The following is a 25502-nucleotide window of genomic DNA, read 5'->3' on the forward strand; positions in this document are numbered from 1 at the left end:
GGATCTCGCTCATGTCCTCCGCGACCACTACGATCCCGGTGATCTGGCCGGTTGGGTCGCGGACCGGTGTGCCGGACACGGCGGCGACGAAGGTGTCACCGCGAGGGCGCCGCAGGGTCAGGTCGCCCCGCCAGGTATCACCCGCCATCACCGCGTCGAGGTCCAGCGGACCGTCACTGGCGCCGGGCGCGATCAGGTCGTGCACCTGGTGACCGACCAGCTCGGCGTCGACGGTGGCGAAGACCTCGGCCGCGGCCCGGTTGACGAAGGTGATGGTCCCCGCCGCATCGGTGGCAAGCACCGCCAGCCGGATCGCCTGCAGCAGACGTAACTCGTCGATGTAGCGGTGCATTCCGCGCACCTCCTAACCGACACGCTACCCGCCCTGCCCCGATGCGCACGATTGGCTCTGGTCGGTATCGGCCGCCTTGCTCATCGTCAGGCCGCTGCGGCCTCTTGGGCGATCTCCTTGACCGTGGTCCTCTGCAGGGCGGCGGCGCCGTGCTCCTCGTCCCGGGAGGCAGCAAGCGGCTCGTGAGCGCTCCTGCCGTGTCCACCGGCGGCTCCCGTAGATGCACTCATCTGCCGCTGTCTGCGCGGTCATGCCGAGCTCCGGACGGGTCGTCGCAGTGACGAGCTGGAGATGTGCGGCGGGGTGGTGTCGCTCACGGACTCCGCGGACCAGCCGTGGAGCCGGCGACGGCGCCGCGCACCGCGCTGACTCGGAGGCGGTCGGACAGGGTGAGGACCTCGTCGCGCAGGGCGTCGGGGGTGATCACCTCGAAGTCCCAGCCGAGCCCGGCCAGCATGCAGGCCATGCCGTCGAGGTGCTCGACGCGCGTCTCGAGGAGCACGCCGTCAAGGTGCTCGGTCAGCCGCCCCACGCTCGGGGGCAGTCGCTCGCCCGCTTCCGCGAGGGTGGTCCGCAGCACGACGGCGACCTCGTGCGACCACCCAACCGCCGCGATGCCGGACACGACCTGCATCGTCGCGTCGAACTCGGTGGGCACGATGTAGGAGCCGTCGCCCTGTCTAACTGAGGCGATGCGGTCCAAACGGAATGTCCGCACGTCATCACGGCCGTGATCGTGTCCGGTGGCGTACCACCGACCCAAGTGGAAGACCAGGCCGTAGACGTCGAGCTCACGCTGCGACTCCTGTCCGTCCCAGGCGGTGTAGGCGATCACGACGGTGCGCCGCGCTTGCGCTGCCCAGGCGAGATCAAGCAGCGTGTCGGCGCCGGCGGGAGCGCTGGCGCGCGCCGGGGTCGTGAAGTGCGCGGTCGACAGCAGGCTGTCGAGCCGCTGGCCCAGGGCCCGCGGCAGCACACGCGACACCTTGGCCAGCGCGCTCGCCGTCGCCGCTTGGTCGGTGGTGGCGAGCCCCGCGCGTTCCGCGGCCCGCAGGCCCAGGACGACGGCGACGGCCTCGTCGTCGGTGAGCATCAGCGGCGGCAGCTTGTAGCCCGGTGAGAGCCGGTAGCCGCCGTACCTGCCCCGCTGCGCCTGGACCGGGACCCCGAGGTCGGCAAGATGCTCCGCGTAGCGCCGGACGGTCCGCTCGTCGACCCCGAGCCGCGCCGCGAGATCGCCGACGGTGCGCTGCCCACCCGCCTGAAGCAGCTCCAGCATCGCCAGCACGCGTGCGGTCGGGCGGGTCACGGCTCCCCTCGGGGCTGCCTAGAAAGAACTGCGATGCGCACTCTGAATACCGGGCGGAAACTGTCCACAAACCACTCTAACGTCCTGGTCATGAACACCACCACCTACGTCCTCGTCTCCGGCTTCTGGCTCGGCGCCTCGGTCTGGCGCTCAGTCGCAGACTCGCTGAGCGAGCGCGGCCACGTCGCCCACGCCGTCGACCTCTCCGGCATGGGCGAGCGCGCCCACCTCGCCTCGCCGAAGACCGACCTGACGACCCACATCGACGACGTCCTGCATCTGCTCGAGCAGCACGACCTGCACGACGTCGTGCTCGTCGGCCACAGCTACGGCGCCCTCGTGACAACCGGTGCGGCAGACCGCGCGCCTGAGCGTGTGGCCCGCCTGGTCTACATCGACTCGGGTCCCCTGCCGGACGGCATGGCGCAGGCCGACTTCGAGGGACCCGACGCGCGGGCGGCCAACCAAGACCTGGTCATGACACACGGCGAGGGCTGGCAACTCCCCCCGCCGCCCTGGGCCGTGCTCGCCGCCGAGGCTCCCGACGTCGACGACGACGCCGTGGCCGCACTGGTCGAAGGCTCACAGCCGCAGCCCTGGCGCACCGCCACCCAGCCGGTCGCGCTCACCGGCGCCTGGGAACGCCTGCCGCGGACCGGCGTGCTGTGCAGCTTCAGCCTTGAGCAACTGCGGCAGATGGCGCCCTACGCGCCGACGTTTGCGCACATGGTCGACGGCGACTGGACGTACATCGAGCTGCCGACGTGGCACTGGCCGATGGTGAGCCGACCGGTGGAACTCGCCAAGGTGCTGGAGTCGGTCAGCTGCTAGGCGCTCGCGCCCAGTTGCTTCGCGCGCAAGACGCCCGCTGTTGCTTCGCGCGCAAGACGCCCGCTCATGCCCCGATCCGGAATGGTCGGGGAGGGATGAGAGAAGGCGCTCGGGTTAGCCCACTGGGGACCTGAAGTATCGACGCCACAGCCACTCCGTGAAGCCGAAGAAGCCGCATGGAGAGCTGCGGCAAAGATCGCGGCTGTCGTGCCCAACCACACATGGCGTTGGCAACGGCAGTAGCTGCTCGATGTCCTCGGGTCGGGCATCGCGGGGCGACGGCGGGGCGGTGGCGGGGCGGTGGTCATTGGTTCAGGATCCGCTGAGCGCCCCCGGACGTTCGGGCGGAAGGCGCGATGGTTCAGGCGGAAAGGCCCCTGTCGTCGCCCGCGCGGGGCTGGGAAGAGCGCTGGAAGGACCACGCCGACAACAGGAAAAGCCGCTGAGATCACGACGAGGGGCCCGGCAGCTGCCGGGCCCCTCGTCCGTTCACGCCGTCACTCGGGTGCGGTCACTCGCCAGCCGTCACTCCGCCGCCAGCTCCTCCGGGGACGGGCAGGAGCAGACCAGGTGGCGGTCGCCGTAGGCGCCGTCGATGCGGCTCACCGGCGGCCAGTACTTGTCGGCGGCGTCGACACCCACGGGGAAGGCGGCAGCAGAGCGCTCGTACGGGTAGTCCCACTTGCCGGCCAGGGCGGCGGCGGTGTGGGGCGCGTTGCGCAACATGCTGTCGGCCAGCGAGACCTCCCCTGCCTCGACCTCGGCGATCTCGCCGCGGATGGCGACCATCGCGGCGCAGAACCGGTCGAGCTCGTAGAGGTCCTCGCTCTCGGTCGGCTCCACCATCAGGGTGCCCGCGACGGGGAACGACATCGTGGGCGCATGGAAGCCGTAGTCGATGAGCCGCTTGGCCACGTCGTCGACGGAGACGCCGGTGCGCCTGGTCAGGTCGCGCAGGTCGAGGATGCACTCGTGGGCCACGATCCCTTCGTGCCCGGAGTACAGCACCGGGAAGTGCTCGCGCAGTCGAGCCGCGACGTAGTTGGCGTTCAGCACCGCCACCTGCGTGGCCCGGGTGAGACCGGCACCGCCCATGAGCCGGACGTAGGCCCACGAGATCGGCAGGATGCTGGCCGAGCCGTAGGGCGCCGCGGAGATCGGGCCGACTCCCGTCTCCGGACCGGCCTCGGGGGCGAGGGGATGGTTCGGCAGGTAGGGCGCGAGGTGCGCGCGGACCGCGACCGGGCCGACACCGGGGCCGCCGCCACCGTGCGGGATGCAGAACGTCTTGTGCAGGTTCAGGTGCGAGACGTCGGCGCCGAACTTGCCGGGCTGGGCCAGTCCGACGAGGGCGTTGAGGTTGGCCCCGTCGACGTACACCTGGCCGCCGGCGTCGTGCACCAGGCCGCACAGCTCCGTGATGGTGTCCTCGAAGACGCCGTGCGTCGACGGGTAGGTCACCATGATCGCGGCCAGCTGGTCGCGGTGCTGCGCCACCTTGGCGCGCAGGTCGTCCATGTCGATGTCGCCGCCGGCAGCGGTCTTCACCACGACCACCTTCATGCCCGCCATGACCGCGCTGGCCGCATTGGTGCCGTGCGCGCTGGCCGGGATGAGGCAGATGTTGCGCTCGCCCTGGCCGTTCTCGCGGTGGTAGGCGCGGATCGCCAGCAGGCCGGCGAGCTCACCCTGGGAGCCGGCGTTGGGCTGGAGAGAGACGGCGTCGTAGCCGGTGATGGTGCACAGCCACGAGGCGAGGTCGTCGATGAGCCCGCGGATGCCCTCGGTCTGCGTGGCCGGTGCGAACGGGTGCAGGCCCGCGAACTCCGGCCACGTGACGGCCTGCATCTCGGTGGTCGCGTTGAGCTTCATGGTGCACGAGCCGAGCGGGATCATCCCGCGGTCGAGCGCGAAGTCGCGGTCGGCGAGCCGGCGCAGGTAGCGAAGCATGGAGGTCTCGCTGCGGTGGGCGTGGAAGATCGGGTGCGTGAGGTAGTCGCTGGTGCGGACGAGGTGCTCCGGCCACTGCGGCGCCGCCACCTCGACCGAGCGCCGCCCCACGACGCCGAAGGCCGCCCAGACGTGCTCGAGGTCGGTCAGCGTGGTCGTCTCGTCGGTGCTCACCGAGACGTGGTCGTCGTCGACCCGCCACAGGTTCACGCCCCGGTTGGCGGCCTCGCGGACCACCTCGTCGGCCCGGCCGGGCACGGAGACGGTGATGGTGTCGAAGTACGTCTCCGTCCGGACGTCGACGCCCTCCTCCCGCAGGCCGGTGGCCAGGGCGCGGGCGTGCGCGTGGGTGCGCCGCGCGATCGCCGCCAGCCCCTCGGGGCCGTGGTACACGGCATACATCGAGGCCATCACGGCCAGGAGCACCTGGGCGGTGCAGATGTTGGACGTCGCCTTCTCGCGGCGGATGTGCTGCTCGCGGGTCTGTAGGGCGAGCCGGTAGGCCGGGGAGCCGTCGGCGTCGACGGAGACCCCGACCAGGCGACCGGGCAGGGAGCGCTCGAGCCCGGCGCGGACGCTCATGTAGCCGGCGTGCGGACCGCCGAAGCCCATGGGCACGCCGAACCGCTGCGTGGTGCCGACCGCGACGTCGGCGCCCCACTCCCCCGGCGTCGTGGCCAGGGTCAGGGCGAGCAGGTCGGCGGCGGCGGTCACGAGGGCCCCGAGCTCGTGGGCGGCGTCGGCGACGGCACGCCAGTCGCGCAGCTCGCCGTCGGCACCGGGGTACTGCACGAGCACACCGAAGACGTCACGGCCCCCGGCTGCAGCGCGCAGGGCGTCCGCGCTCGTGACACCGGTCAGGTCGGCGACGACCACGCCGAGGCCGAGCGGCACTGCCCGGGTCTGCATGACGGCCAGGGTCTGCGGAAAGACGTGCTGGTCCACCACGAGCACGGCGTCGGCCGCGACCTTGCTGGCGCGGCGCATCAGCGTCATGGCCTCGGCGGCGGCGGTGCCCTCGTCGAGCAGGGACGCGCCAGCCGTGGGCAGGCCGGTCAGGTCGGCGACCATGGTCTGGAAGTTCAGCAGCGCCTCGAGGCGGCCCTGCGAGATCTCCGGCTGGTAGGGGGTGTAGGCGGTGTACCACGCCGGGTTCTCGAGCACGTTGCGCTGGATGACCGCCGGGGTGAGCGTGTCGTAGTAGCCGAGGCCGATCATCGACGTGTGCACCTGGTTGCGCTGGGCGACCGCCCGCAGCTCCTCGATGACTACGGACTCCGAGGGCGCGGGGTCGATGTGGAGGGCGCGCTCGGAGCGGATGGCCCCGGGAACGGCCACATCGGCGAGCGACTCCAGGGAGTCGTGGCCGACGACCGAGAGCATCTGTGCCACGTCCTCCTCGGACGGGCCGATGTGCCGGGCGACGAACTCGGGGAGGGCGTGGTGGGACATGAGGCTCCTGACACGATGCGACGAAGGACGCCTCCCCATCTGTCACGCCGACGCGGGGTCGTCGCTCCAGAGGTGCCTGATCCGCGCGGTCCTGGCGCCTGAGAGGTTCCGGGGAGTTTGCCCCTTCGGCGCCCCGCCGTGCCGCCGTGGCGACGGCACGCGGGGACTCTCCCGCGCGGGGTGTTCAGCACCCCAAATCTACAGCAGAGCCCGCCTCCCCGGGGGAAGGCGGGCTCGTGCGAGACGGGTGCGAGCGGCTCAGGCGAGCCTGGCCTGCCGGCGGACCCTCAGCTCGTCGTCCGGGTGGGCGGCGGGCGTCTCGTCCTCGGTGCGCTCGCTCGGCAGCTCGGCGAGCTCGCCCTCGACCTCGCGCCACACACGGCCGACGGCGATGCCGAAGACGCCCTGACCGCCTTGGACCAGGTCGATGACCTCGTCGGCGGAGGTGCACTCGTAAACGGAGGCGCCGTCGCTCATCAGCGTGATCTGGGCGAGGTCCTCGACGCCGCGCTCACGCAGCGCCTGGATGGCGACGCGGATCTGCTGGAGCGAGACCCCGGTGTCGAGCAGCCGCTTGACGACCTTGAGCACGAGGATGTCACGGAAGCCGTAGAGCCGCTGGGTGCCCGATCCGGTGGCGCCCCGCACGGACGGCTCGACGAGGCCGGTGCGGGCCCAGTAGTCGAGCTGGCGGTAGGTGATGCCGGCGGCCTTGCAGGCGGTGGGGCCGCGGTAGCCGATGTCCTCGCTCAGCTCAGGAAGGTCGTCCGTGAACAACAGGCCCTGCGCTGCGACCGGCACCGTCGTCGTGCCGGGCTGGGGCTTCCCAGTAGGGTTCACGGCGCTCACCTCCTGTAAAACTACACTGCTCGTATTAGGGACTCCCTGACGGTACGGCCGCACAACGCCGCACGTCAACGACCTGTGGACCCTCCGGCCCCGGCGTGTCGCACCGCCCCGGCATACCCTGTATGTCCAGTTGAGGCTCAGGGTTCGGTGCTCTGGGGGCCCTGCTCCGTGCCGGACTCGCCGGGCTTCTGGAAGTCCTCGGCCGAGACGTGGTCGAGGAACTCCTTGAACTTCTCGACCTCGTCGTCCTCCTCGGGGGCCATGGACACCCCCGCCTCCTCGAGCAGGCTCTCCCCGGCGATGATCTCCGTCCCGGTGCGCAGGGCCAGGGCGATCGCGTCGGAGGACCGTGAGGAGATCTCCACCTTGCCGTCGAAGACGAGCGCGGCGTGGAAGACGCCGTCCTTGAGGGCGACGATGCGCACCTCGGTGAGCTGGTGGCCCAGCCCCTCGATCACGTTCTTGAGCAGGTCGTGCGTCAGCGGGCGCGGAGGCTCGATGCCCTGCTGGGCGTACGCGATGGCGGTCGCCTCGGCGGCCCCGATCCAGATCGGCAGGTAGCGGTCCCCGCCACGCTCGCGCAGCAGGACGATCGGGTGGTTGGTGGGCATCTCGACCCGGACGCCGAGGACGTCAAGAACCTTCACTCCCCCACCGTACCCCGCACGCAGGCACCCGTCTCAGGCCTGGCCGAGCCCGTCCTTGACCAGGGCTGTGTGGAGCGCGATGCACAGCCGCAGGATGTCGCCGGTCGGGTCATCCTTGCCGGCCCGGCCACCTCGGCCGCGCAGCGGCGCGGCGACCTGCTGCACCAGGCCGATCTCGCGGTCGGCGGCCGTCCGGAACGGCCGCAGGTGGCGAGGCTCGATGCCGTATGCCGCGAGGCCGGCGGCCGCGTGCGCGATCGCCAGCGCAGCCTCACCGTAGTGGCCCCCGCCGTCGGGGCGCAGGAGCCCGAAGGTGTCGAGCGCCTCCAGTGTGGGCGCGTCGAGGCCGGCGGATGCCGCCAGCTCCTCGCGCGTCAGGCGCAGAGTGCCCGGACGGGTCAGCTCAGCCGCGGTGGGGACGTCCGGGTCGGGGGCGGGCCGCGGCGGTTGCGGTCGCTCGCCCTCGCTGTCGCCCGGCGGCGTGAGCCCGCGGTCGAGTGCGTCGAGCGACTCACGGATCACCTTCAGCGGCCAGAACCGGTCGCGCTGGGCGGTCAGGATGTAGCGGAGCCGCTCGACGTCCTCGTCGGAGAAGTGCCGGTAACCCGACGGCGTGCGCTCGGGCGTGATCAGCCCCTCGGCCTCCAGGAAGCGGATCTTGGAGATGCTGATGTCAGGGAAGTCCGGCTTCAGGGCGTCGAGCACCGCCCCGATGGTCATGGCGCGCCTGACCCTGCGAGCACTCACCTGAGGTCCGGCCTGGCGGTGGGGGTTCAGCCCTTGCCCGCGTAGAACACCAGGCGGAACTTGCCGATCTGCACCTCGTCGCCCGTCTGCAGCGCGACCTCGTCGATGCGCTCGCGGTTGACGTAGGTGCCGTTGAGCGAGCCCACGTCGCGCACCACGAAGGTGTCGCCCTCGCGGCGGAAGACCGCGTGCTTGCGCGAGACCGTGACGTCGTCGAGGAAGATGTCGCTGTCCGGGTGGCGGCCCGAGGCCACCTCGTCGTCGTCGAGGAGGAAGCGGGCGCCGGTGTTGGGGCCACGCAGCACCACGAGGAGCGCCGTGCCCGTGCGGAGCGCGTCCACGGTCGCCTGGTCAGCCTTGCTCAGGGCGACCTCCGCCTCGGCCCCGGTCTCGATCTGCTCCAGGCCGCTGATGCCGGGAAGGCGCATCGTCGTGGGCTCGTGGGCGCGGGAGGCCTGCTCCTCGTGCTCGCTGCCAGTCATCTACCGGGCTCCTCGTCTGGTGTCTCGTGCGCGCTTCTAGCAAAACACAAAAGGTAGGTGATGCTTCCGCCTTGCCGCAGGAATTTGCCCGGCACGCGCTGCGGCGTGCCGTCGCGGCGAGCGGTCCGGCTCAGCCGAGCTGGTCGCGGTAGGCGGCCGGGCCCATGAGCCCCTCGACGGCGGCAAGGTCGTCGACCTTGAGCTCGTACATCCAACCCTCGCCGTAGGGGTCGGTGTTCACCAGCTCGGGTGTGGCGTCCAGGGCCTCGTTGACCGCGGTCACCTCGCCGGCGAGCGGGGCGTAGAGGTCGCTGACCGACTTGGTCGACTCCACCTCGCCGCAGGCGTCGCCCACCGCGACGGTGTCGCCGACCGTCGGGAGGCTGACGTACACGACGTCGCCGAGGGCGTCCTGGGCGAAGGAGGTGATGCCCACCCGGACCACCCCGCCGTCGCCGGCGCGCACCCACTCGTGCTCGGCGGTGTAGCGCAGGTCCTCGGGGTACTCCAGCTCGCTCATGGTTCTCCTCGTCGAGAGTGGGTGCGGGGGTCGTGCTGCGGGTGGTGCGGGTCGTGCTGGTCGTGCTGGTCAGCGGCCTGCGGGGCCAGGGACGGGGCGAGCGTACTGAGGCTCTTCGAGGGTGTGCAATGCGGTGATGGAGACCGAGTCCCGCTGGTCCACTGTCGAGACCGCGCCGAGGCGCCGTACCGACTCGTTGACCCCGCCGGGGATGTCCATGGCGGAGGCCATGGTGGCGCTGCCGCCGATCGCCGTGATGACGTAGGGCGACTTCACGGGCACGCCGCTGACCTCGATGCCGTCCGGGGTGTCCGTGAAGTAGGTGCTGGCCACAGCACGGACCGAGCCGATCTGCACGGCCTCGGCGCCGGCGTCGCGCAGCTCCTGGAGGGCGTCGAGCAGCAGGGCGCTGGTGACCTTGCCCGCCGGGTCGTCGATGGTGAGCACGATGCCCGGACCCTCGGCGGGGGCGCTGCCCGAGAGGATGCCGAGGGTGTCGACCCGACCCTGGGCCGCCCTGAGTGCCTCGGCGCTGTTGTCCGCGCCGCTGGCCAGCCGGTCGCGGGTCAGCTCGAGTGCCCGGGCGTCGTTGCCCAGCCGGGCCGCGTCCTGCGTGACGTCGTCGAGGATGCGCACGAGCTCGTCCTCGCGCAGCTGTTCCAGCCCCTGCTCCTGGGTCTGCTGCACCTGGGTGGCCAGGGCGAACCCCAGCACGATGGCCAGCAGGGCGGCGAAGAGGTTGGCCCGGGTGGCTCGGGGGCGGGCCATCCGGAACATGGCCCGCCAGGAGCCCTGCGGGCGGGGCTCGTCGCCGGGCGGTGTCGGCACCTCAGCGGCCTCGGTGGACTGAGTGGGCTGGGTGGGCTGGGTGGGCTCGGTCGGGTCGCTCATGCGTGGAACAGGTGTCGGCGGATCGAGGCGACGTTGGAGAAGATCCGGACGCCGAGGACGACCACGACGCCGGTGGACAGCTGGGAGCCGACGCCGAGCTGGTCGCCGAGGTAGACGATGAACGCGGCGACGACCACGTTGGCGAGGAACGAGACGACGAAGACCTTGTCGTTGAAAATGCCGTCGAGCACCGCCCGGACGGCGCCGAAGACGGCGTCGAGCGCCGCGATCACGGCGATGGGCAGGTACGGCTGGAGCCAGAGCGGCACCTCCGGCTGCAGGAAGATGCCGATGAGGATGCCGCCGATGAGGCCGAGGACCGGGATCACTGTGCTGGCTCCGTGGTGTTGGTCGAGGTGGTGGGCGCGGTGCTCGTGGTCGGTGTCCCCGTGGGCGGGGCGCCGGTGGTCGGCGCGCCGGTCGCCGAGGCGCTCCCCGGCACGGACGCGTAGCGCGTGGTGAGGGAGGTGGCGGCAGGCACGCTCAGGCGCTCTGACCCGGCCATCGTGACACGGACCCCGTAGTTGTCCTCGAGGGCACGCACGTAGGAGCCACCCGCTGTGTCGGCGAAGTTCACCTCGAGGTCCGGCGAGCCGAGGGCGGTGATGACGTAGGGGCGGGTGAGCGGCCGGTAGTTGACCAGGATCGCCTCCCCGGCGAAGCGGATCGCCGAGCGGGCCGTGAGACGCTGGCCGTTGATGGCGATGGCCTCGGCGCCCGCTTCCCACAGCCCGTTGGTGACGATCTGGAGGTCCTTGGACAGCACCCTGCCCTCGTCGTTGTCCCCCTGGGTGCGGGGGTCGCCGTCGGCGCTGCCGTTGTCGCCGCCACGGGCGTCATCGAGGGTGATGGTCAGGCCTGGCCCGGTCACGGCCGTAGCTCCCGAGACGAGGGCCAGCGACGACAGCCGCCCCGACAGCCCACCCTCGCCACGGAGGGCGCTCGCCTGGAGCCGGTCGATCTCGCCCTGCAGTGCCTGCACTCGCTGGGCGCTCTGGTCGGCCGTGGCGCGCCGAGCCTCGATCTGCTGGACGAGGCCGGCGCGAGCCCGGGACGGAGCCGCGTCGCGCTGGCGCAGGGACACGGCGCCGACCGCGAGAAGCAGCCCGAGCACGATGGCGGCGACGAGGACGGCGGGCGTGCGGGTGCTGGTGGCCGGCGGAAGACCAGCTGCCGCGCGCCGTTCGGCCGCCGCGGCATACCCCGGGTCGAGGGGCCGCTCCATCATCGACGTGAGCAGGGTCATCGACTCGTCAGGGCGCCGCCCGGGCAGCGTGGCCTGCTGCTCGGGCACGCGGTGCGAGGTGGGGGGCGTCATCCGGACACCGACGCTGCGCGCGCGCTCAGGACGACCTGCCGGGCCTGGACGATGTACATGACGCCGGCCAGCCAGTACAGGCTGGTGCCCCACCAGGCGAAGGCCCAGCCCACGGGCAGGGCCCACTCCGCGAAGGTGCTCTGGCCCTCACCGAGGAGCAGCAGCGGGAAGGCGTAGAGGAGGTTGAAGGTGGCGGCCTTGCCGACGAAGTGCACCGGCAGGCCGGTCTGGCCGTAGCGCTTGATCACGGCGAGCACGGCCGCCAGCAGTACTTCCCGGCTCACGAGGACGGCCACCAGCCACCACGGGATCACGTCCCGCCAGGCGAGGCCGAAGAGCGTGGTGGCGATGTAGAGGCGGTCGGCCAGGGGGTCCAGCAGCTGCCCGACGCGTGAGACCAGTCCGAAGTGGCGCGCGATCTTGCCGTCGAGGTAGTCGCTGACCCCGGAGAGCATGAGGGTGACGAGGGCGATGACGTCATGCTCGGCGAGGATCGCCCAGAGGAAGACCGGCACGCCGATCAGGCGCAGCACCGACAGCACGTTGGGCAGGGTGAGCACGCGGTCGGAGACGGCCGCCTCCCCCGGGCTGATCGTCTGCTCGCCCTCACGTGCCACGGACAAGAGCCTATGCGCTGGGGTACCGCCCGCCGTACCCGGCTCGCCCGACTCCGTAGAGTCTCGACATGGACGACCCGCTGCTGGCGCCGACCCTCTCCGACCTGCGCCGACGGAGGGGGCTGAAGTGGCGGCTCCACGGCGACGACGTGCTGCCGCTGTGGGTGGCTGAGATGGACGTGCTCCAGCCCGAGCCCGTGGTCTCCGCGGTCGCCGAGGCGATGGCGCTGGGCGACACCGGCTACCCCTGGGCGCGCGACTACACCGAGGCGGTGGCCGGTTTCGCCGAGCGTCGGTGGGGCTGGTCGCTCGAGCCCGCCAGGGCGAGGTTGGTGCCCAACGTCATGCTGGGCATCAGCGAGGTGTTGCGCCTGCTGACCGACCCCGGCGACGCCGTCGTCGTGAACTGTCCCGTCTACCCCCCGTTCTACGCGTTCGTGCGCAACCTCGGCCGGCGGGTCGTCGAGGCTCCGCTGACGGAGGACGGGCGCATCGACCTCGCCTCCCTCACGCAGGCCTTCGGCGATGCCACGCGCGGTGGCGGCCGCGCGGCATACCTGCTCGCCAGCCCCCACAACCCCACTGGTGCCGTGCACACCGCGCAGGAGCTGACGTCGGTGGGTCGGCTCGCGGCTGAGCACGGGGTGCGGGTGGTGGTCGACGAGATCCACGCGCCGCTGGTGCATGCGCCGCACCGGTTCGTGCCCTACCTCTCGTTGCCAGTGGGCTCGGTGGCGTTCTCGGTCTTCTCCGCGAGCAAGGGCTTCAACCTGGCCGGGCTGACGTCGGCGGTCGTCATCCCCGGTGACGAAGCTGCCCACGAGCTCGCCGCCATGCCCGAGGAGGTCGCCTACGGCGCCAGCCACGTCGGTTCGATCGCCCAGGCCGCCGCGTTGCGGGAGGGCGACACCTGGCTCGACGCCCTGCTCGGCGGGCTCGACCGCAACCGGCACCTGCTGCGCGACCTGCTGGCCGACCAGCTCCCCGACATCGGCTACCGCGTTCCCGAGGGGACCTACCTGGCCTGGCTCGACTGCCGGACCCTGGGGCTCGGCGACGACCCGGCGGCCCACTTCCGCGAGCGCGCCAAGGTGGCGCTCAGCCGCGGCCCCGACTTCGGCACAGGCGGCGCCGGCCACGTGCGGCTGAACTTCGCGACCTCGCCGAGCATCCTGACCGAGGCGGTCGAACGGATGGCGGCTGCCTCCCGTGCTGGTTAGGGTCAGGAGCCCGATCACAGCCGAGCAGGGGGCGACAAGATGGCAGAGGTAGTCCTGTTCCACCACTCCCAAGGGCTCACTCCTGGCGTGCTCGCGTTCGCCGACGAGCTGCGCGCCGCCGGTCACACCGTGCACACGCCCGACCTCTTCGACGGGCGCACCTTCGACACGGTCGAGGCCGGGGGCGGGTATGCCGGTGAGGTGGGTTTCGGGGAGGTCCTCCAGCGTGGGATCCGCGCCGCCGAGGCCCTGCCCGCCGAGGTGGTCTACGCGGGGTTCTCGCTGGGGGTGATGGCGGCCCAGAAACTCGCGCAGACCCGGCCCGGGGCCAAGGGCGCGCTGCTGCTGCACGCCTGCCTGCCGGTCTCCGAGTTCGGTTCCGCTTGGCCGGCGGGGGTGCCCGTCCAGGTGCACGCGATGGACGCCGACCCGTTCTTCGTCGACGACGGAGACATCGACGCGGCGCGGGCGCTCGTCGCCGAGGCCCAGGACGCGGAACTGTTTCTCTACCCCGGCGAACAGCACCTCTTCGCCGACAGCTCGCTCCCCTCCTACGACCCCGACGCCGATGCGCTGCTGCGCGAGCGGGTGCTGGCGTTCCTCAGCCGCTGAACGAAGCGGGAGTTCCTGCCACGGTGTGTCCGGAACCGGTCCTAGGGTCGTGTCATGACGACCACTGACACCTCTTGGACGCCTGAGCCCTGGGAACCGCCGTTGGCCGGCAGCGAGGAGGAGCACCTGCTCGGTGCGCTCGACCGGCTCCGCTTCACCTTCCGCTGGAAGGCCGGGGGCCTGACCGCCGCCGGCCTGCAGACCCGGGTCGGCGCGTCGTCGCTGACCCTCGGCGGACTGCTCAAACACCTCGCCGCCGTCGAGGACTACCACTTCACCGCGAAGATGCGGGGCGAACCGCTGGGCGAGCCGTGGGAATCCTTCGGCTGGGACGGCAGCAACGACTGGGAGTTCACCTCCGCCGCCGACGACACCCCCGAGCAGCTGTATGCCCTGTGGGACGGCGCCGTGGAGCGTTCGCGGGCCCGCGTCGAGGCCGCGTTGGCGGACGGCGGCCTCGACCAGCCCGTGCACGTGTCCTTCCCGGACGGCACGCACGCCAGCCTGCGCCGGCTCCTCTGCGACCTCATCGAGGAGTACGGGCGGCACACCGGGCACGCGGACCTGCTGCGCGAGGCCGTCGACGGCGTGGTCGGCGAGGACCCCCCTGCCGGCTGGCGGCCCTGACGGCGACAGACTCCTGCGCCCCGCCCTGGCTCGTTGTGAGAGTGCACGGTGTGGCGACCGTCTACACGCCTCGGCGAGCAAGGCCACCAGGACCCAGCTGGACCGGGCGGCGAGAAGGACCAGCGTGGACCCTGTGCCCTCCACGAGAGGCATCTGGTCGTTCCCCTCCGCGACCCGCATGCTGCCCACCGTTCCTCCTGCTTGACCGGTAGCCGGCTGCCACGTCCGCGCAGCCCATCTGTGGCATGGCCCTGGGCGATGGCCTTCTCCCCCAACGCTTGAGGCGGCTTTCGCGAGCCCGCCCCAGGGCCGGGGCACCAGGTCGAGGTGAGGTTCCACTCCACCTAGGGTGCCTGTGAGGGCTGGTCCAGATGCCAGAACGTGGTGTGCAACGGCGGCACGGGGTCGCCCAAACCACAAGGACACCACCATGAACCTGTCATCACGTGCCCGCTCCCTGGTTGTCACCGCAGCCGTCGCCGCCACGGCCGGCTTCGGCTTGGGAGCGGTGGCCACCACCTCCTCGAGCGCGGCCGTGGGCACGAAGCCCGCGAGCCCGGTGGCCAACACGGCCGAGCCGACCTACGAGCACAGCCGCCCCAACCGGATGAGCGTCGAGATGCGGCGCTACCTCGACGGCAAGGGTGCCAAGCCCCAGGCCGACGGCGGCACACCCCAGCTCTCCGGAGACAGCGCCGGGGTGCGCATCCTGCCGCACGACGTGAAGGGACCGTGACCGCGAGGCGGGCCGCACGCCAACGGGCGGTTCTGCCGGACACCCTCATGAGGACGGGGTCGGACCTGCATGAACAGATGCGACCCCGTCGCCTGAGCCGTCGGCCCAGCCCCGAACCACGAGAGGCAACCGGGCCACGGTCCGCGTCGCGGGCGCTCCGCGGCCCAGCGCCGCGGAGCGCCACCTGATCCTCAATGGACTGGACCGGCAACGAGATGGCGACGTCGACCTTCTTGACCGGTCGGTGGGCCGGACCGACGATGAGCCTCAGGAACCCACTGCCGCGATGGCGAGGCCGGTATGTCCACGTTGCGCTTCTGCGCCTACCAGTACCAGCACCTCCCACTCGACACACTCCGTCATCGGTGGAGGGAGGCAGAGGACCTCGGGTTCGACGTCCTGTGGAACTGCGACACGGTCGTGGAGCCGGACCGACCGCAACACATGATGTTCGACGGCCCAACGACGCTGGCAATGATGGCGACCGAAACGCATCGGATCCGCGTGGGCACCCTGGTCTCGAGCCTGTACTTCCGGCACCCGGTGACGCTTGCCAAAGCCGCAATGACTGTGGACCACCTGACGCAGGGACGCGTCGAGGTGGCACTTGGTGTCGGCGACCCATCGGCTGGAGGTCCCGCCGCCGGAGTGGCACTGAGCGCCGCCGAACGAGTGGCACGGTTCCGTGAGTTCGTCGAGGTTGTCGATCTGCTCTTGCGCCAGAAGGTGACGACATACCAGGGGGACTACTACCGATGTGAGGGTGCCGAGACTGTCCCCTTACCGGTTCAACGGCCGCGTCCGCCCATCACCGTCGCTGCTCACGGCCCCAGGATGCTCCGGATCGCTGCGCAGCACGCCGACGGGTGGAGCTCCTGGGGAGGCTACGGCGTGGTGACCGAGGACGACTTCTACCGCGTCACGGCGGAGCGGTGTTCCCGGTTCGACGACCTCGCCACCGGACTCGGCCGCGACCCGCGGCAGATCCGACATTCGCTGGTGTGCTTTCCACCCCTGACACCGTGGGAGTCACCCGAGTACTTCGTCGACATGGTTGGCAGGTTTCGCTCCCTCGGGATCGATGAGTTCGTCCTCTACTGGCCCGGGTCGTGGCGCCCGGACCACCCCGAGGACGAGGTCTTCCGAGAGGTGGCGAGCACCATCATTCCGAGACTGCGGTCGGAGGCATGATGCTCCTCAGCGCGCGGCCGGAGCGGGGCATGACAACGGGCCCTGACCTGTCGAAACAGATCAGGGCCCGATCGGTCGGGCTGACAGGATTTGAACCTGCGACCCCTTGACCCCCAGATCGGGGCTTCGCCGACCCGAGCACAAACCCACCGACCGTGAGTTACCGGGAGTCCTGGCCAGTTGTGCTCGTTGTCGCGGTTCGTCCGGTTGGCTCGTCCGGCGTTGGTCCGGTTTTGGTCCGGCGTCCGTCCCGAGGTCAGTGTTTCCAGGCCGTGTACGAGATGACCGAGGGTACGGGCACGTTGAGTCTGCCGGCGCTCGTGGTGAGCCACGCCTCCTCGGCGTTGAGAGCGCCCGTGTTGGGGTCGAAGACCAGGATGTAGCGGGTCATCAGGCCGGAGTAGTCGGAGTCCGTGGCCACGGCGATCCCCGGTCGGCCAAGCCTGTCGATCACCGTGCCCAGGGCGTTCATGTCGGGAGCCTTCGCGAGAATGCGCAGGACCGCGGCACGCTGCACGGCGGACAAATCGCGTTCACGTGCGAGGTCGCCGATGGCGACGAAGAGCTCTGCGGTGCCGATCCGCTCGATGGGGTGGCCGATGGCCAGGTACTCGGCCAAGTCCCGCGGGTCCGTGGGCGGCGCCGCGTTCCACATGGGCTTGAAGTCGCCCAGCGCATACGTCTCGCTCGTCAGCATCGTTCCGGGTCTCGCGGGGCGTCCGTCCTCCAGCCAGGCATGCTCGTTGTCCGGGTTGGGGAAGTACGGCTGGCCCGTGACCCTCTTGAGCGTCCCAGAGCGGTCTGCGCCCCATCGCAGCTCCGACTCGACCGGGATGACCGCTGAGTTGACCGTCTTGCCGTCCACCCGGGTGAAGAGCGACCAGCTCTGGGTTCTGATGACCTGGTCGACTGTGCTAGCCGTTCCGTTTGCTCTCTGAGCGCGGGCGGCCAGGTCGTTGAGGACCAAGGCCGGTTCCGATGACGTTGAAATGACGGCCAGGAGCGGAGGGGTGGCGGCGTAGGCACGAGGCGCCGGCGCGCCATCGGGCAGTCCCAGAATGACAGCCGCGATCACCATCGCAACTGCCAGTCCTGCCGCCGCACCCCACCCGCCCCGGCGCTTGAGCTTGTGGCCGGAAGGTGTGGAGATGATCGCGAGGAGGTCGCGTTGGGCGCGGTCGTCCAGCTCAGTGGGCGCTGTGGCCGACAGGGTGGGATCCACCGCTCGGAGCGTGGTCATCTCATCGGTCACTGCTGACCTCCATGGTCTCGCTGCGGTCGACATCGCGGAGTGCAGTCCCGAATCGCTCACGGGCGCGATGCAGGCGGACGCTGGCCGCGTTGGCCGTGCAACCGAGAGCCTCCGCAATTTGTGCAGGTTTGAGGTCCTCCCACGCTGCCAGGCGCAGGATCTCCTGATCCGCGTCCGACAGGCTGGCCAACGCCGCGTGTACCTGCTCGTAACCGTTCGAAGCCGGCTCACCTACCGGCGGTTCGGCCGCGAGTCTGCGATGCAGGCGGAGCCGGCGGTTGCGTGATCGTTGCGAGTTGGCGAGAACGTTCCGGGCAGTCGCGTACAGCCAGGGAAGGGCCTCATCCGGGACGTCGTGCAGCCGCCGCCAGGTGATGGTGAAGACCTCGGCGGCCGCGTCCCGGGCTGCGTCCTGGTCCCGGAGGCGGCGCTGCAGGTACCGGACCACCGCCCAGTAGTGCTGTTCGTACAGGCGCGTGAACCGCTCACGGGCCGCCGTCGATGTCCCCACGGTTACCAATGTCCAGCATCAGGCCGGTTCTTACAGGCGACCACGCGGGTCTGCGCAGTGACCGGCAGCCAACTGGCACGGATGGTGACCGGCTGCGATGCCGGTACGAAAGGGGCCGGCACGGGTTTGAGGAGCCGCACGGGCAGGTCGGCGAGGGCTGGGGCTTGCGGAAGCCGGCCGCGCGCTAGTCCCCTGCCGTCCTGAGCGCAGTCGATGGCGGGCCGAGACCGCCTGTCAGCGGCTCATGGGAGCCGCTCAGTCGCTCCGTTGCTCGGGCGGGGTGCGGTGGGGTGCGCGAGGACGACGCGCCAGCGGCGCCCGCAGCGCGGGGCCCCATCGCGGGCCCCTGGCCCGGCGCGGCGAAGCCGCGCCCTTGATCCCTAAATGGCCTAAATCGGCAACCAGATGGCTAGGTTCGGCCGAGGAGCCGGCCCAGCGACCGAAGGCGCCTGCGTCGGCTGTCACGTCGCTGGTTTGCGCGCTCGATCTTGGCGTCCCGAAGCAACTGCTGATACCTGACTAGCTCGCGCGTGAAGAGATCGACGTACGGCTCTCTAGCGAAGTGCATCTCGGGTGCCCCAGGGATGGTCAGCTGCTCAACCCGTTTGTTGTTCTCGTCCTGCGTTCCGAAATGCCGCCAGGTGACCATGTCAGCAGTGAAGAAAATCTCCGCAGTGATTGCGCCGCATCCCAGGCTTGCGCACTCGGGACAGACGTACAACGAGGTTCGCCCATCTGGGAGGTCTGGCGGTGCCTCACCCAGGAGCCGCGGAATGGCATCGATCGCAAGCTCCGGCCAGTGGTCCTGCAGCGGGCTGACCAAGTCGATGTCGCCAATCTGCTGGGCGATGAGCCCGTAAAGGGGATGGCCGTCGACCGTGTAGTCGAGGTAGTCCACGGGCGTCTGCCTAAGCCCCTCCGGATTCAGGTCGGTGGTGTAACCGGTGAGGTTGGGGAGACGGCGGCTTGCGGGCGCAAGCCCGAGCGTCTGAAGCGCTTCCTTCGCCACGGGTGGCATGTTGCCAGTCCGTCTCCAGAGCCGCCACGGGATTCATTTGCGGACCATTTCGGCGCATCCAGTTAAAGACTTGGCAAAGGTTCCGGCGGCGTGAATTTCGTTGTACTGCAAACAACGGCAACAACCGGACACCCAGAGACACTCACGGACACTTAACGACGGTTCTGCCCCTGCTTTCGGGCACCTAAGGGTCTTCCGTCGGTGTGTCAGCATCGAAGGCATGGACGCGCAACCGCTCGTCGAAACCACATCGGAGACAACCCGTTCGGTCTCCGAGAAGGGTCGTGCGCGGCTGCCTCTGACGCGCGATGTGATCGAGCTGGTCGCGGTCTCGCACGGCGTGTGCATCCACCCGGTCCCGCTGCGCCAGGTGGATGCGGACACCGGCCAGTCCGCCATCGTCGATGTCCCCTGCGGCGCGACCTCGACGAGCAAGTGCCCTCCGTGCGCGGAACGGGCTCGACTGCTTCGGATGCAGCAGTGCCGCCAGGGCTGGCATCTCGACGAGGAGCCGGTCGTCGAGGATGTCGACCCGACCGACGAGCAGGCCGAGCTCGCGACGATGAGGGCGGACCTGCAGGCAGCGCTGGTCAAGGCGGAAGACGCTGGACTGCCGACCGAGCCGATCAGCGCGGCGATCGAGGACGTCGAGGGGCAGCTGGCGGCATCCGGGGTTCGCGGCCAGGCGCTGCCCTCGGACCGGCGTCGTCGCGTTCGCTCCACCAAGCGCCGGCAGGGCGTCCCGGACCTGCCTCGGCGCAAGGTGGCTGCCACGACCGTGGGCCGCACGTTCACCGCCCCGGACGGAAAGGTGTTCCGGCCGTCGATCTTCCTGACGCTGACGTGCCGCTCCTATGGCCGGGTCAACTCCTTGGGCGTGCCCCGAGACCTGGACGCCTATGACTACAAGACCGCGGCACGTGACGCGATCCACTTCCCCAAGCTGGTGGACCGGTTCTGGCAGAACCTGCGCCGGGTCGTCGGCTACGAGGTTCAGTACTTCGCCACCCTCGAGCCCCAGCGCCGCCTCGCCCCGCACCTGCACGCGGCCCTGCGCGGGACGATCTCCCGGCGCGAGCTCAAGATGACCGCTGCGGCGACGTACCACCAGGTCTGGTGGCCCTCGACCGACGAGGTGATCTTTCCCGACCACCGCCTGCCCGTCTGGGACGAGGACGCGGATGCCTACGCCGACCCGGACACCGGCGGAATGCTGCCGACGTGGGACGAGGCGCTCGACGCCCTGGCCGGGGATGAGGACGCCGTGCCGATGCACGTCGTCGAGTTCGGGACCCAGTTGCGGGCTGAGGGCGTGCTCGGTGGCAGCCCTGACGCCGACCGCTGCATCCGCTACCTCGTGAAGTACCTCAACAAGTCGATCGACGTCTGCCACGAGGCCGAGACGGACCGCGAGAAGGAGCACATGCGCCGGCTGTGGGAGGCGCTGCGCTACGAGCCCTGCTCCCCCGCCTGCGCCAACTGGCTGCGCTACGGCGTGCAGCCCAAGGGCGCCAGGGCTGGCCAGCAGCCCGGCTACTGCCGCGGCAAGGCGCACCGTCACGAGACCCTCGGCTTCGGCGGCCGCCGCGTCCTGGTCTCGCGGAAGTGGTCGGGCAAGACCCTCGCCGTGCACCGCGCCGAGCGGCGGGAGTGGGTCCGGGGCCTGCTCGGCCTTGCCGACGACCCCGACCCCAAGCGCTACATCTGGATCCAAGCCTCGCCCAACGACCCGGACGTGAAGTCCAAGGAGGAGCGGCTGATGCTCAGCGTCGCCGACCGCTCTCGTTGGCGAGAGGAGCTGCGCAAAGCCCAGGAGGCCGCCCACGGCACCACAGCCGCGGCGACCACCGCCCCGAGCACCACCGCCGCCTGAAGCAGGGAGAAAGCCATGTCCATCCTCGCCACGCCCATGCTGACCACCGCAGAGGTGGCCGAGCGCATGCGTGTCAACACCTCGACCGTCCGTCGCTGGCGCCTCGACGACGTCGGCCCGCGCTTCATCCGGGTCGGCAACATCTATCGCTACCCGCTCGACGAGCTCGAGGAGTGGGCGCGGGAGCGGGTCGAGCGCAGCCTGGCGCCATGAGGAGCGAGAAGAAGCCTCCCCTCGGTGTGCGGCTGACCATCGACGTCGAGGAGAACGCCGGCCCGCGCGGCACGACCTTCTGGGCCCGGGTGCGCTGGACCAACCCGGCCAACCACCACCGTGAGGGCGTCAAGCGGGCCTTCCGCAGTCGGGAGGCGGTCGAGGAGTGGCTCGACTCGATGCGCTACACGGCCAAGACGGGCGTCGACTTCGGCCAGACCCTGGGGCAGTATGTCGCCGAGATCGGTGACCGGTGGACCCGGGCCATCGACCCGACGTCGACCTACGACCCGTATGCCGCCGGGCTGCGTCGCCGGGTGGTGCCCACCCTGGGCCACCTTCCGCTGACGATGATCACCGCCGGTCTCGTCGACCGGGCCATCGACGGCTGGGAGCAGGAGTACGGGCGCTCGACGGTGAAGAACACCGTGGCGGCGCTCGTGCTGGTGCTCGACGAGGCGGTCCGCGACGGCATCCTCGTGCGCAACCCCGCCAAGGACCGGGCGCGTCGCCGCACCGTTGGTCGTTCTTTCGGCAACTCCGCCGAGCCGGGCAGCCCACGCGACCTCGCCCTGCCCGACGTCGCCACCCTGGACCGCCTGGTCGAGGCGGTCATCGAGGCCGGCGGGCATCAGGCGTGGGGCGACATGGTCACCATCCTGGCCACCACGGCGCTGCGGATCAGCGAGGTCTCGGGCCTCCGAGTCGGCGACGTCGACCTCGGCCGTGGACTGCTCCACGTGTTTCGGCAGACGTACCCCGGCCGAGGCGGGCTCGTCACCAAGCAGACCAAGGGCCGGCGACGCCGCACGGTGCCGATCATCGACCCGCTCCGACCGACGCTCGTCCGCCTCACCGCGGGGCGCGAGGGCAACGAACGGCTGCTCGCCGGGCCCCGAGGCGGCGTCATCACGACCGCCACGCTCCGCGACGCCACCCACTGGGACCAGCTCGTGCGCGAGCTCGGCCACCCCGGCCTCGTACGGCACGGCCTGCGGCACACCGCGCTGACGTGGATGGCCGACGCGGGCGTCGAGCTGCACATCCTCCAGCGGGTCGCCGGCCACCAGGACCCGGCTGTGACGAGCCGCTACCTGCACCCCGACACCCAGGCCGTGCTCGACGCCGGCACCGCGTTCTCCGCCTGGTGGTCCGGAACTGGTCCGGAGAAGCCTGCGCTGGGAATCGTCCAGGGCGGGCAAACCCGGGCATGAAAACGGGCCCTGACCTGTCGAAACAGATCAGGGCCCCTTCGGTCGGGCTGACAGGATTTGAACCTGCGACCCCTTGACCCCCAGTCAAGTGCGCTACCAAGCTGCGCCACAGCCCGAATCTTCAGTTGTCACCCGCGTCCACGAGAACCCGCGGGAGCGAACGAAACCCTAGCGCACGGCATACCGCTGCTTGAAATCAGGTATGCCGTGCTCCCGCCGTCACTTGCGGCGGCGCTTCTCGCGCACGCGCACCGACACCTCGATGGGCGTCCCCTCGAAGCCGAACTCCTCGCGGAGGCGGCGCTCGAGGAAGCGGCGGTAGCCGGCCTCGAGGAACCCGGAGGCGAAGATGACGAACCGCGGGGGCCGCGTGCTCGCCTGCGTGGCGAACAGGATCCGCGGCTGCTTGCCACCCCGGACCGGGTGCGGGTGGGCGGCGACGATCTCACCGAAGAAGGCGTTGAGGCGGCCGGTGGGCACCCGGGTGTCCCAGGAGTCGAGGGCCTTCTCGATCGCCGGGACCAGCTTCTCGACGGCACGGCCGGTCTTCGCGGAGATGTTCACCCGCGGAGCCCACGGGATCTGCACGAGCTCACGCTCGATCTCGCGCTCGAGGTAGTAGCGGCGCTCCTCGTCGAGCAGGTCCCACTTGTTGTAGGCCACGACGAGGGCACGGCCGGAGTCGATCACCTGCTGCACGACCCGGATGTCCTGCTCGGCGATGCTCTGCTCGGCGTCGATGAGCACGACGGCGACCTCGGCCTTCTCCAGCGCGGTCTGCGTGCGCAGCGAGGCGTAGAAGTCGGCTCCGCGGGTCTGGTGCACGCGGCGACGGATGCCTGCGGTGTCGACGAAGCGCCAGGTCTTGCCGCCGAGCTCGATGAACTCGTCGACCGGGTCGCGAGTGGTGCCGGCGACGTTGTCGACGACGACCCGGTTCTCGCCCGCGAGCTTGTTGAGCAGCGAGGACTTGCCGACGTTCGGTCGTCCGATCAGGGCGACCCGCCGTGGACCGCCGCGCTGGTAGGCCTCGCCGTAGGCCGACACGTCGGGCAGCACCTCGAGCACCGCGTCGAGCACGTCGCCACTCCCCCGGCCGTGCAGGGCGGAGACCGGCCACGGCTGGCCGAGCCCGAGGTTCCACAGGGCAGCGGCGTCGGCCTCGGTGCGCTGGTCGTCGACCTTGTTGGCCACGAGCACGACAGGCTTGCCCGCGCGGCGCAGCAGCTTGACCACGGCCTCGTCGTCGTCGGTCGCGCCGACCGTGGCGTCGACGACGAACATCACGACGTCGGCGAGGTCGACGGCCACCTCGGCCTGCTCGGCGACGCGCAGGTGGATGCCGGTCGCGTCGATCTCCCAGCCGCCGGTGTCGACGAGCGTGAAGCGTCGTCCGGACCACTCGGCGTCGTAGGCCACCCGGTCACGGGTGACGCCGGGCACGTCCTCGACGACCGCCTCGCGGCGGCCCAGGATGCGGTTGACCAGCGTCGACTTGCCCACGTTGGGCCGGCCGACGACGGCCACCACGGGCAGCGGGCCGTGCTCCGCGCCCGTCCCCTCCTCGAGGCCCTCACCCTCGAGCAGGGAGCGGTCCTCCTCGGTGAGGTCGAACTCCTCCAGCCCAGCGCGCAGGGCGCGCTCGACAGAGGTGTCGTCGGTCAGGTGCTCGCTCACGGCGGGTTCCTTCAGGCGGTGGTGGGGGGGGTGGGCTCCGCGGCGGTATGCCGGTCAGCCGGCTCTCGCGGTCGGCTCACCGCTGCGGGTGTCAGCCTCCATTGTCCCCTACGTTGCGGCCGCCGCCGACCACGCGCCCGTCAGGCCTGCTGGCGGCCAGCCTGCTGACGCGCCCGGTCGACGACGTCGAGCACCGCCTGGACGCTCTGCGCGAAGTCGAGGTCGGACGTGTCGACGAGGGTGACGCCTTCGGACGCCTCGGTGAAGTCCGAGACGGTGGAGTCGTCGCGGTCGCGGCGCACGACCTGGTCGCGGGTGGCCTCGACGGCGTGGTCCTCGGCGTGGCCGTGCAGCTCCTTGGACCGCCTGCGCAGACGCGCCTCCTCGCTCGCCGTGAGCAGGATGCGCACGTCGGCGTCGGGGGCGACCACGGTGGTGATGTCACGACCCTCGGCCACCACTCCCCCTGTCTCGTCGGCGATCTGCTGCATCAGGTCGCGCTGCAGCTGCTGGAGCACCGGACGGACGTCGGTGTTGGTGGCGACCTTGGAGACGACCTCCGAGACGCGGGTGGTGCGGATGTCGTCGTTGATCTCACGGCCCGAGACGCGCACGCCCGGCGCGGCGGGGTCGGTGCCCATCTCCAGGGGTAGGTCGCGAGCGGCCTGGGCCACGGCAGCCTGGTCGTCGAGGTCGACACCCTCCTCCAGGCACCACCAGGTGAGGGCCCGGTACATGGCGCCGGTGTCGAGGAAGCCGACGCCGAGCTCACGGGCGACGGCCTTGGAGACGCTGGACTTGCCCGACCCGGAGGGGCCGTCGATCGCGACGACGAGGTGCTCGCTGCTCATTCCGCAGAGCCTAGGGCAGGGCTCGCAGGCATTGTCACACCCCTCCTCCAGGGTTGGACACATGTTCGAATCGGTGTCTGGTGAGGGGTCGCTGACCCCAGCGCCGTTGACGACGGCGCCGTTGACCCCGGCGCCGGTGACGACGGCGGACCTTGCATCGTTCCTGGAGCGACTGCCCAGCCTGGACACGGCGGTCTCGGACGCCGAGCGGGTCGACCAGCTCGGCCTGTTGGAGGCGGTCAAGCACGCCTGCGCCGGCGCCCAGGCCTCCGTGGCGGTGGCCTTCGACGCCTCCCAGCGCGCGGTGCAGGCCGCGGCCGGGGTCCCGTCCCGGGAACGCGGTCGAGGGGTGGCCGCCCAGCTGCCCCTGGCCCGGCGCGAGTCCCCGGCACGAGGCTCACGGCACCTGGGGCTGGCCAAGGCGCTGGACGCCGAGCTGCCCCACACCGGCGAGCACCTGCGCCACGGCCGGGTCAGCGAGTGGCGAGCCACCATCTTCGCCCGCGAGACCGCCTGCCTGGGCCCGGCCGACCGCCGCGCGG

27 protein-coding genes, 1 tRNA gene, 1 pseudogene and 1 riboswitch are annotated in these 25502 nt (G+C 70.8%); of the genes and pseudogenes, 10 read left to right on the top strand and 19 right to left on the bottom strand.

Annotated features, from left to right (window positions below; translation table 11 throughout):
* From P2F65_RS18275 to P2F65_RS18285, 3 genes are all read right to left on the bottom strand, one after another.
* On the bottom strand, positions 1-352 hold a 352-nt coding region (locus tag P2F65_RS18275; protein ID WP_275811287.1), incomplete at its 3' end, for a PAS domain-containing protein.
* Positions 353-438: 86 nt separating this feature from the next.
* Positions 439-582 (bottom strand): hypothetical protein, encoded by a 144-nt coding sequence (locus P2F65_RS18280; RefSeq protein WP_275811290.1) that lies wholly within the window; start codon positions 580-582, stop codon positions 439-441.
* A gap of 83 nt (positions 583-665) precedes the next feature.
* Complete coding sequence (locus P2F65_RS18285; RefSeq protein ID WP_275811293.1) at positions 666-1661, bottom strand: YafY family protein; 996 nt, start codon at positions 1659-1661, stop codon at positions 666-668.
* A gap of 90 nt (positions 1662-1751) precedes the next feature.
* Here P2F65_RS18285 and P2F65_RS18290 point away from each other — a divergent pair, with 90 nt between their 5' ends.
* Positions 1752-2492, top strand: a complete 741-nt coding sequence (locus P2F65_RS18290; protein WP_275811296.1) for an alpha/beta hydrolase — start codon at positions 1752-1754, stop codon at positions 2490-2492.
* Positions 2493-3017: 525 nt separating this feature from the next.
* Here P2F65_RS18290 and gcvP read toward each other — a convergent pair.
* The 10 genes from gcvP to P2F65_RS18340 form a co-directional block, all read right to left on the bottom strand.
* A complete protein-coding gene (gene gcvP, locus P2F65_RS18295; RefSeq protein ID WP_275811299.1) occupies positions 3018-5894 on the bottom strand; it encodes an aminomethyl-transferring glycine dehydrogenase in 2877 nt (958 codons plus the stop codon).
* Between the two features lie 76 nt (positions 5895-5970).
* Positions 5971-6078: riboswitch (glycine riboswitch) on the bottom strand.
* A gap of 74 nt (positions 6079-6152) precedes the next feature.
* A complete protein-coding gene (locus tag P2F65_RS18300) occupies positions 6153-6734 on the bottom strand; it encodes a MerR family transcriptional regulator (protein WP_275811363.1) in 582 nt (193 codons plus the stop codon).
* A 146-nt stretch (positions 6735-6880) separates the two neighbouring features.
* Positions 6881-7390, bottom strand: coding sequence for a bifunctional nuclease family protein (locus P2F65_RS18305; RefSeq protein WP_275811302.1), 510 nt, complete (start codon positions 7388-7390; stop codon positions 6881-6883).
* Between the two features lie 33 nt (positions 7391-7423).
* On the bottom strand, positions 7424-8110 hold the full coding sequence (locus P2F65_RS18310) for a MerR family transcriptional regulator (RefSeq protein ID WP_275811305.1): 687 nt from the start codon (positions 8108-8110) through the stop codon (positions 7424-7426).
* A gap of 53 nt (positions 8111-8163) precedes the next feature.
* Entirely contained in the window at positions 8164-8619 is a 456-nt protein-coding gene (locus tag P2F65_RS18315) for an FHA domain-containing protein (protein ID WP_275811307.1), read from the bottom strand.
* Between the two features lie 130 nt (positions 8620-8749).
* Positions 8750-9139: a glycine cleavage system protein GcvH gene (gcvH, locus tag P2F65_RS18320; protein ID WP_275811310.1), complete on the bottom strand. Its 390-nt coding sequence runs from the start codon at positions 9137-9139 to the stop codon at positions 8750-8752.
* A gap of 69 nt (positions 9140-9208) precedes the next feature.
* Positions 9209-10030, bottom strand: coding sequence for a DUF881 domain-containing protein (locus tag P2F65_RS18325; protein ID WP_275811313.1), 822 nt, complete (start codon positions 10028-10030; stop codon positions 9209-9211).
* Positions 10027-10359: a small basic family protein gene (locus P2F65_RS18330; RefSeq protein ID WP_275811315.1), complete on the bottom strand. Its 333-nt coding sequence runs from the start codon at positions 10357-10359 to the stop codon at positions 10027-10029. The genes P2F65_RS18325 and P2F65_RS18330 overlap by 4 nt, the downstream gene beginning before the upstream one ends.
* Entirely contained in the window at positions 10356-11348 is a 993-nt protein-coding gene (locus P2F65_RS18335) for a DUF881 domain-containing protein (protein ID WP_275811318.1), read from the bottom strand. Before P2F65_RS18335 ends, P2F65_RS18330 begins: the two co-directional genes overlap by 4 nt.
* On the bottom strand, positions 11345-11965 hold the full coding sequence (locus tag P2F65_RS18340; protein WP_275811321.1) for a CDP-alcohol phosphatidyltransferase family protein: 621 nt from the start codon (positions 11963-11965) through the stop codon (positions 11345-11347). The genes P2F65_RS18335 and P2F65_RS18340 overlap by 4 nt, the downstream gene beginning before the upstream one ends.
* Positions 11966-12033: 68 nt before the next feature.
* Here P2F65_RS18340 and P2F65_RS18345 point away from each other — a divergent pair, with 68 nt between their 5' ends.
* From P2F65_RS18345 to P2F65_RS18365, 5 genes are all read left to right on the top strand, one after another.
* A complete protein-coding gene (locus P2F65_RS18345) occupies positions 12034-13185 on the top strand; it encodes an aminotransferase class I/II-fold pyridoxal phosphate-dependent enzyme (protein ID WP_275811324.1) in 1152 nt (383 codons plus the stop codon).
* A 39-nt stretch (positions 13186-13224) separates the two neighbouring features.
* A complete protein-coding gene (locus P2F65_RS18350; protein WP_275811327.1) occupies positions 13225-13797 on the top strand; it encodes a dienelactone hydrolase family protein in 573 nt (190 codons plus the stop codon).
* Between the two features lie 54 nt (positions 13798-13851).
* Entirely contained in the window at positions 13852-14424 is a 573-nt protein-coding gene (locus P2F65_RS18355; protein ID WP_275811329.1) for a DUF664 domain-containing protein, read from the top strand.
* A gap of 430 nt (positions 14425-14854) precedes the next feature.
* Positions 14855-15160 (top strand): hypothetical protein, encoded by a 306-nt coding sequence (locus tag P2F65_RS18360; protein ID WP_275811332.1) that lies wholly within the window; start codon positions 14855-14857, stop codon positions 15158-15160.
* Between the two features lie 300 nt (positions 15161-15460).
* Positions 15461-16351 (top strand): LLM class flavin-dependent oxidoreductase, encoded by an 891-nt coding sequence (locus P2F65_RS18365; protein WP_275811335.1) that lies wholly within the window; start codon positions 15461-15463, stop codon positions 16349-16351.
* A 256-nt stretch (positions 16352-16607) separates the two neighbouring features.
* On the opposite strand, the gene P2F65_RS18370 is transcribed toward P2F65_RS18365, so the two are convergent.
* The 3 genes from P2F65_RS18370 to P2F65_RS18380 all read right to left on the bottom strand — a co-directional run bounded on the left by P2F65_RS18370 (position 16608) and on the right by P2F65_RS18380 (position 19123).
* Entirely contained in the window at positions 16608-17603 is a 996-nt protein-coding gene (locus P2F65_RS18370; protein ID WP_275811338.1) for a CU044_5270 family protein, read from the bottom strand.
* Positions 17593-18114 (bottom strand): sigma-70 family RNA polymerase sigma factor, encoded by a 522-nt coding sequence (locus P2F65_RS18375; RefSeq protein WP_275811341.1) that lies wholly within the window; start codon positions 18112-18114, stop codon positions 17593-17595. Before P2F65_RS18375 ends, P2F65_RS18370 begins: the two co-directional genes overlap by 11 nt.
* A 409-nt stretch (positions 18115-18523) precedes the next feature.
* On the bottom strand, positions 18524-19123 hold the full coding sequence (locus P2F65_RS18380; RefSeq protein WP_275811344.1) for a hypothetical protein: 600 nt from the start codon (positions 19121-19123) through the stop codon (positions 18524-18526).
* Between the two features lie 229 nt (positions 19124-19352).
* Here P2F65_RS18380 and P2F65_RS18385 point away from each other — a divergent pair, with 229 nt between their 5' ends.
* The 3 genes from P2F65_RS18385 to P2F65_RS18395 are packed head-to-tail and all read left to right on the top strand — an operon-like array spanning position 19353 to position 22432.
* Positions 19353-21005 (top strand): replication initiator, encoded by a 1653-nt coding sequence (locus P2F65_RS18385; RefSeq protein WP_275811347.1) that lies wholly within the window; start codon positions 19353-19355, stop codon positions 21003-21005.
* A 15-nt stretch (positions 21006-21020) separates the two neighbouring features.
* Positions 21021-21218 (top strand): helix-turn-helix domain-containing protein, encoded by a 198-nt coding sequence (locus P2F65_RS18390; RefSeq protein ID WP_275811350.1) that lies wholly within the window; start codon positions 21021-21023, stop codon positions 21216-21218.
* A complete protein-coding gene (locus P2F65_RS18395; protein ID WP_275811353.1) occupies positions 21215-22432 on the top strand; it encodes a site-specific integrase in 1218 nt (405 codons plus the stop codon). Before P2F65_RS18390 ends, P2F65_RS18395 begins: the two co-directional genes overlap by 4 nt.
* Positions 22433-22474: 42 nt before the next feature.
* Here the strand turns inward: P2F65_RS18395 and P2F65_RS18400 are convergent.
* From P2F65_RS18400 to cmk, 3 genes are all read right to left on the bottom strand, one after another.
* Positions 22475-22548 (bottom strand) — tRNA-Pro (locus P2F65_RS18400).
* A gap of 103 nt (positions 22549-22651) precedes the next feature.
* Complete coding sequence (gene der, locus P2F65_RS18405) at positions 22652-24109, bottom strand: ribosome biogenesis GTPase Der (protein ID WP_275811357.1); 1458 nt, start codon at positions 24107-24109, stop codon at positions 22652-22654.
* A 140-nt stretch (positions 24110-24249) separates the two neighbouring features.
* The gene (gene cmk / locus P2F65_RS18410) at positions 24250-24960 is read right to left on the bottom strand and encodes a (d)CMP kinase (protein ID WP_275811361.1); all 711 of its coding nucleotides are present in this window, start codon (positions 24958-24960) and stop codon (positions 24250-24252) included.
* Positions 24961-25021: 61 nt separating this feature from the next.
* Here cmk and P2F65_RS18415 point away from each other — a divergent pair.
* Positions 25022-25502, top strand: a pseudogene (locus tag P2F65_RS18415) (HNH endonuclease); the annotation flags it as partial.

This window comes from Knoellia sp. p5-6-4 (assembly GCF_029222705.1).
Classification (GTDB): domain Bacteria; phylum Actinomycetota; class Actinomycetes; order Actinomycetales; family Dermatophilaceae; genus Pedococcus_A.

Excerpts from the sequence above, each read along its gene's own strand:
- P2F65_RS18280 (WP_275811290.1), bottom strand. The coding sequence starts at position 582 with ATGAGTGCATCTACGGGAGCCGCCGGTGGACACGGCAGGAGCGCTCAC.
- P2F65_RS18290 (WP_275811296.1), top strand. The coding sequence starts at position 1,752 with ATGAACACCACCACCTACGTCCTCGTCTCCGGCTTCTGGCTCGGCGCC.
- gcvP (WP_275811299.1), bottom strand. The coding sequence starts at position 5,894 with ATGTCCCACCACGCCCTCCCCGAGTTCGTCGCCCGGCACATCGGCCCG.
- P2F65_RS18310 (WP_275811305.1), bottom strand. The coding sequence starts at position 8,110 with ATGACCATCGGGGCGGTGCTCGACGCCCTGAAGCCGGACTTCCCTGAC.
- P2F65_RS18315 (WP_275811307.1), bottom strand. The coding sequence starts at position 8,619 with ATGACTGGCAGCGAGCACGAGGAGCAGGCCTCCCGCGCCCACGAGCCC.
- gcvH (WP_275811310.1), bottom strand. The coding sequence starts at position 9,139 with ATGAGCGAGCTGGAGTACCCCGAGGACCTGCGCTACACCGCCGAGCAC.
- P2F65_RS18325 (WP_275811313.1), bottom strand. The coding sequence starts at position 10,030 with ATGAGCGACCCGACCGAGCCCACCCAGCCCACCCAGCCCACTCAGTCC.
- P2F65_RS18335 (WP_275811318.1), bottom strand. The coding sequence starts at position 11,348 with ATGACGCCCCCCACCTCGCACCGCGTGCCCGAGCAGCAGGCCACGCTG.
- P2F65_RS18345 (WP_275811324.1), top strand. The coding sequence starts at position 12,034 with ATGGACGACCCGCTGCTGGCGCCGACCCTCTCCGACCTGCGCCGACGG.
- P2F65_RS18350 (WP_275811327.1), top strand. The coding sequence starts at position 13,225 with ATGGCAGAGGTAGTCCTGTTCCACCACTCCCAAGGGCTCACTCCTGGC.
- P2F65_RS18355 (WP_275811329.1), top strand. The coding sequence starts at position 13,852 with ATGACGACCACTGACACCTCTTGGACGCCTGAGCCCTGGGAACCGCCG.
- P2F65_RS18360 (WP_275811332.1), top strand. The coding sequence starts at position 14,855 with ATGAACCTGTCATCACGTGCCCGCTCCCTGGTTGTCACCGCAGCCGTC.
- P2F65_RS18365 (WP_275811335.1), top strand. The coding sequence starts at position 15,461 with ATGTCCACGTTGCGCTTCTGCGCCTACCAGTACCAGCACCTCCCACTC.
- P2F65_RS18385 (WP_275811347.1), top strand. The coding sequence starts at position 19,353 with ATGGACGCGCAACCGCTCGTCGAAACCACATCGGAGACAACCCGTTCG.
- P2F65_RS18390 (WP_275811350.1), top strand. The coding sequence starts at position 21,021 with ATGTCCATCCTCGCCACGCCCATGCTGACCACCGCAGAGGTGGCCGAG.
- P2F65_RS18395 (WP_275811353.1), top strand. The coding sequence starts at position 21,215 with ATGAGGAGCGAGAAGAAGCCTCCCCTCGGTGTGCGGCTGACCATCGAC.
- cmk (WP_275811361.1), bottom strand. The coding sequence starts at position 24,960 with ATGAGCAGCGAGCACCTCGTCGTCGCGATCGACGGCCCCTCCGGGTCG.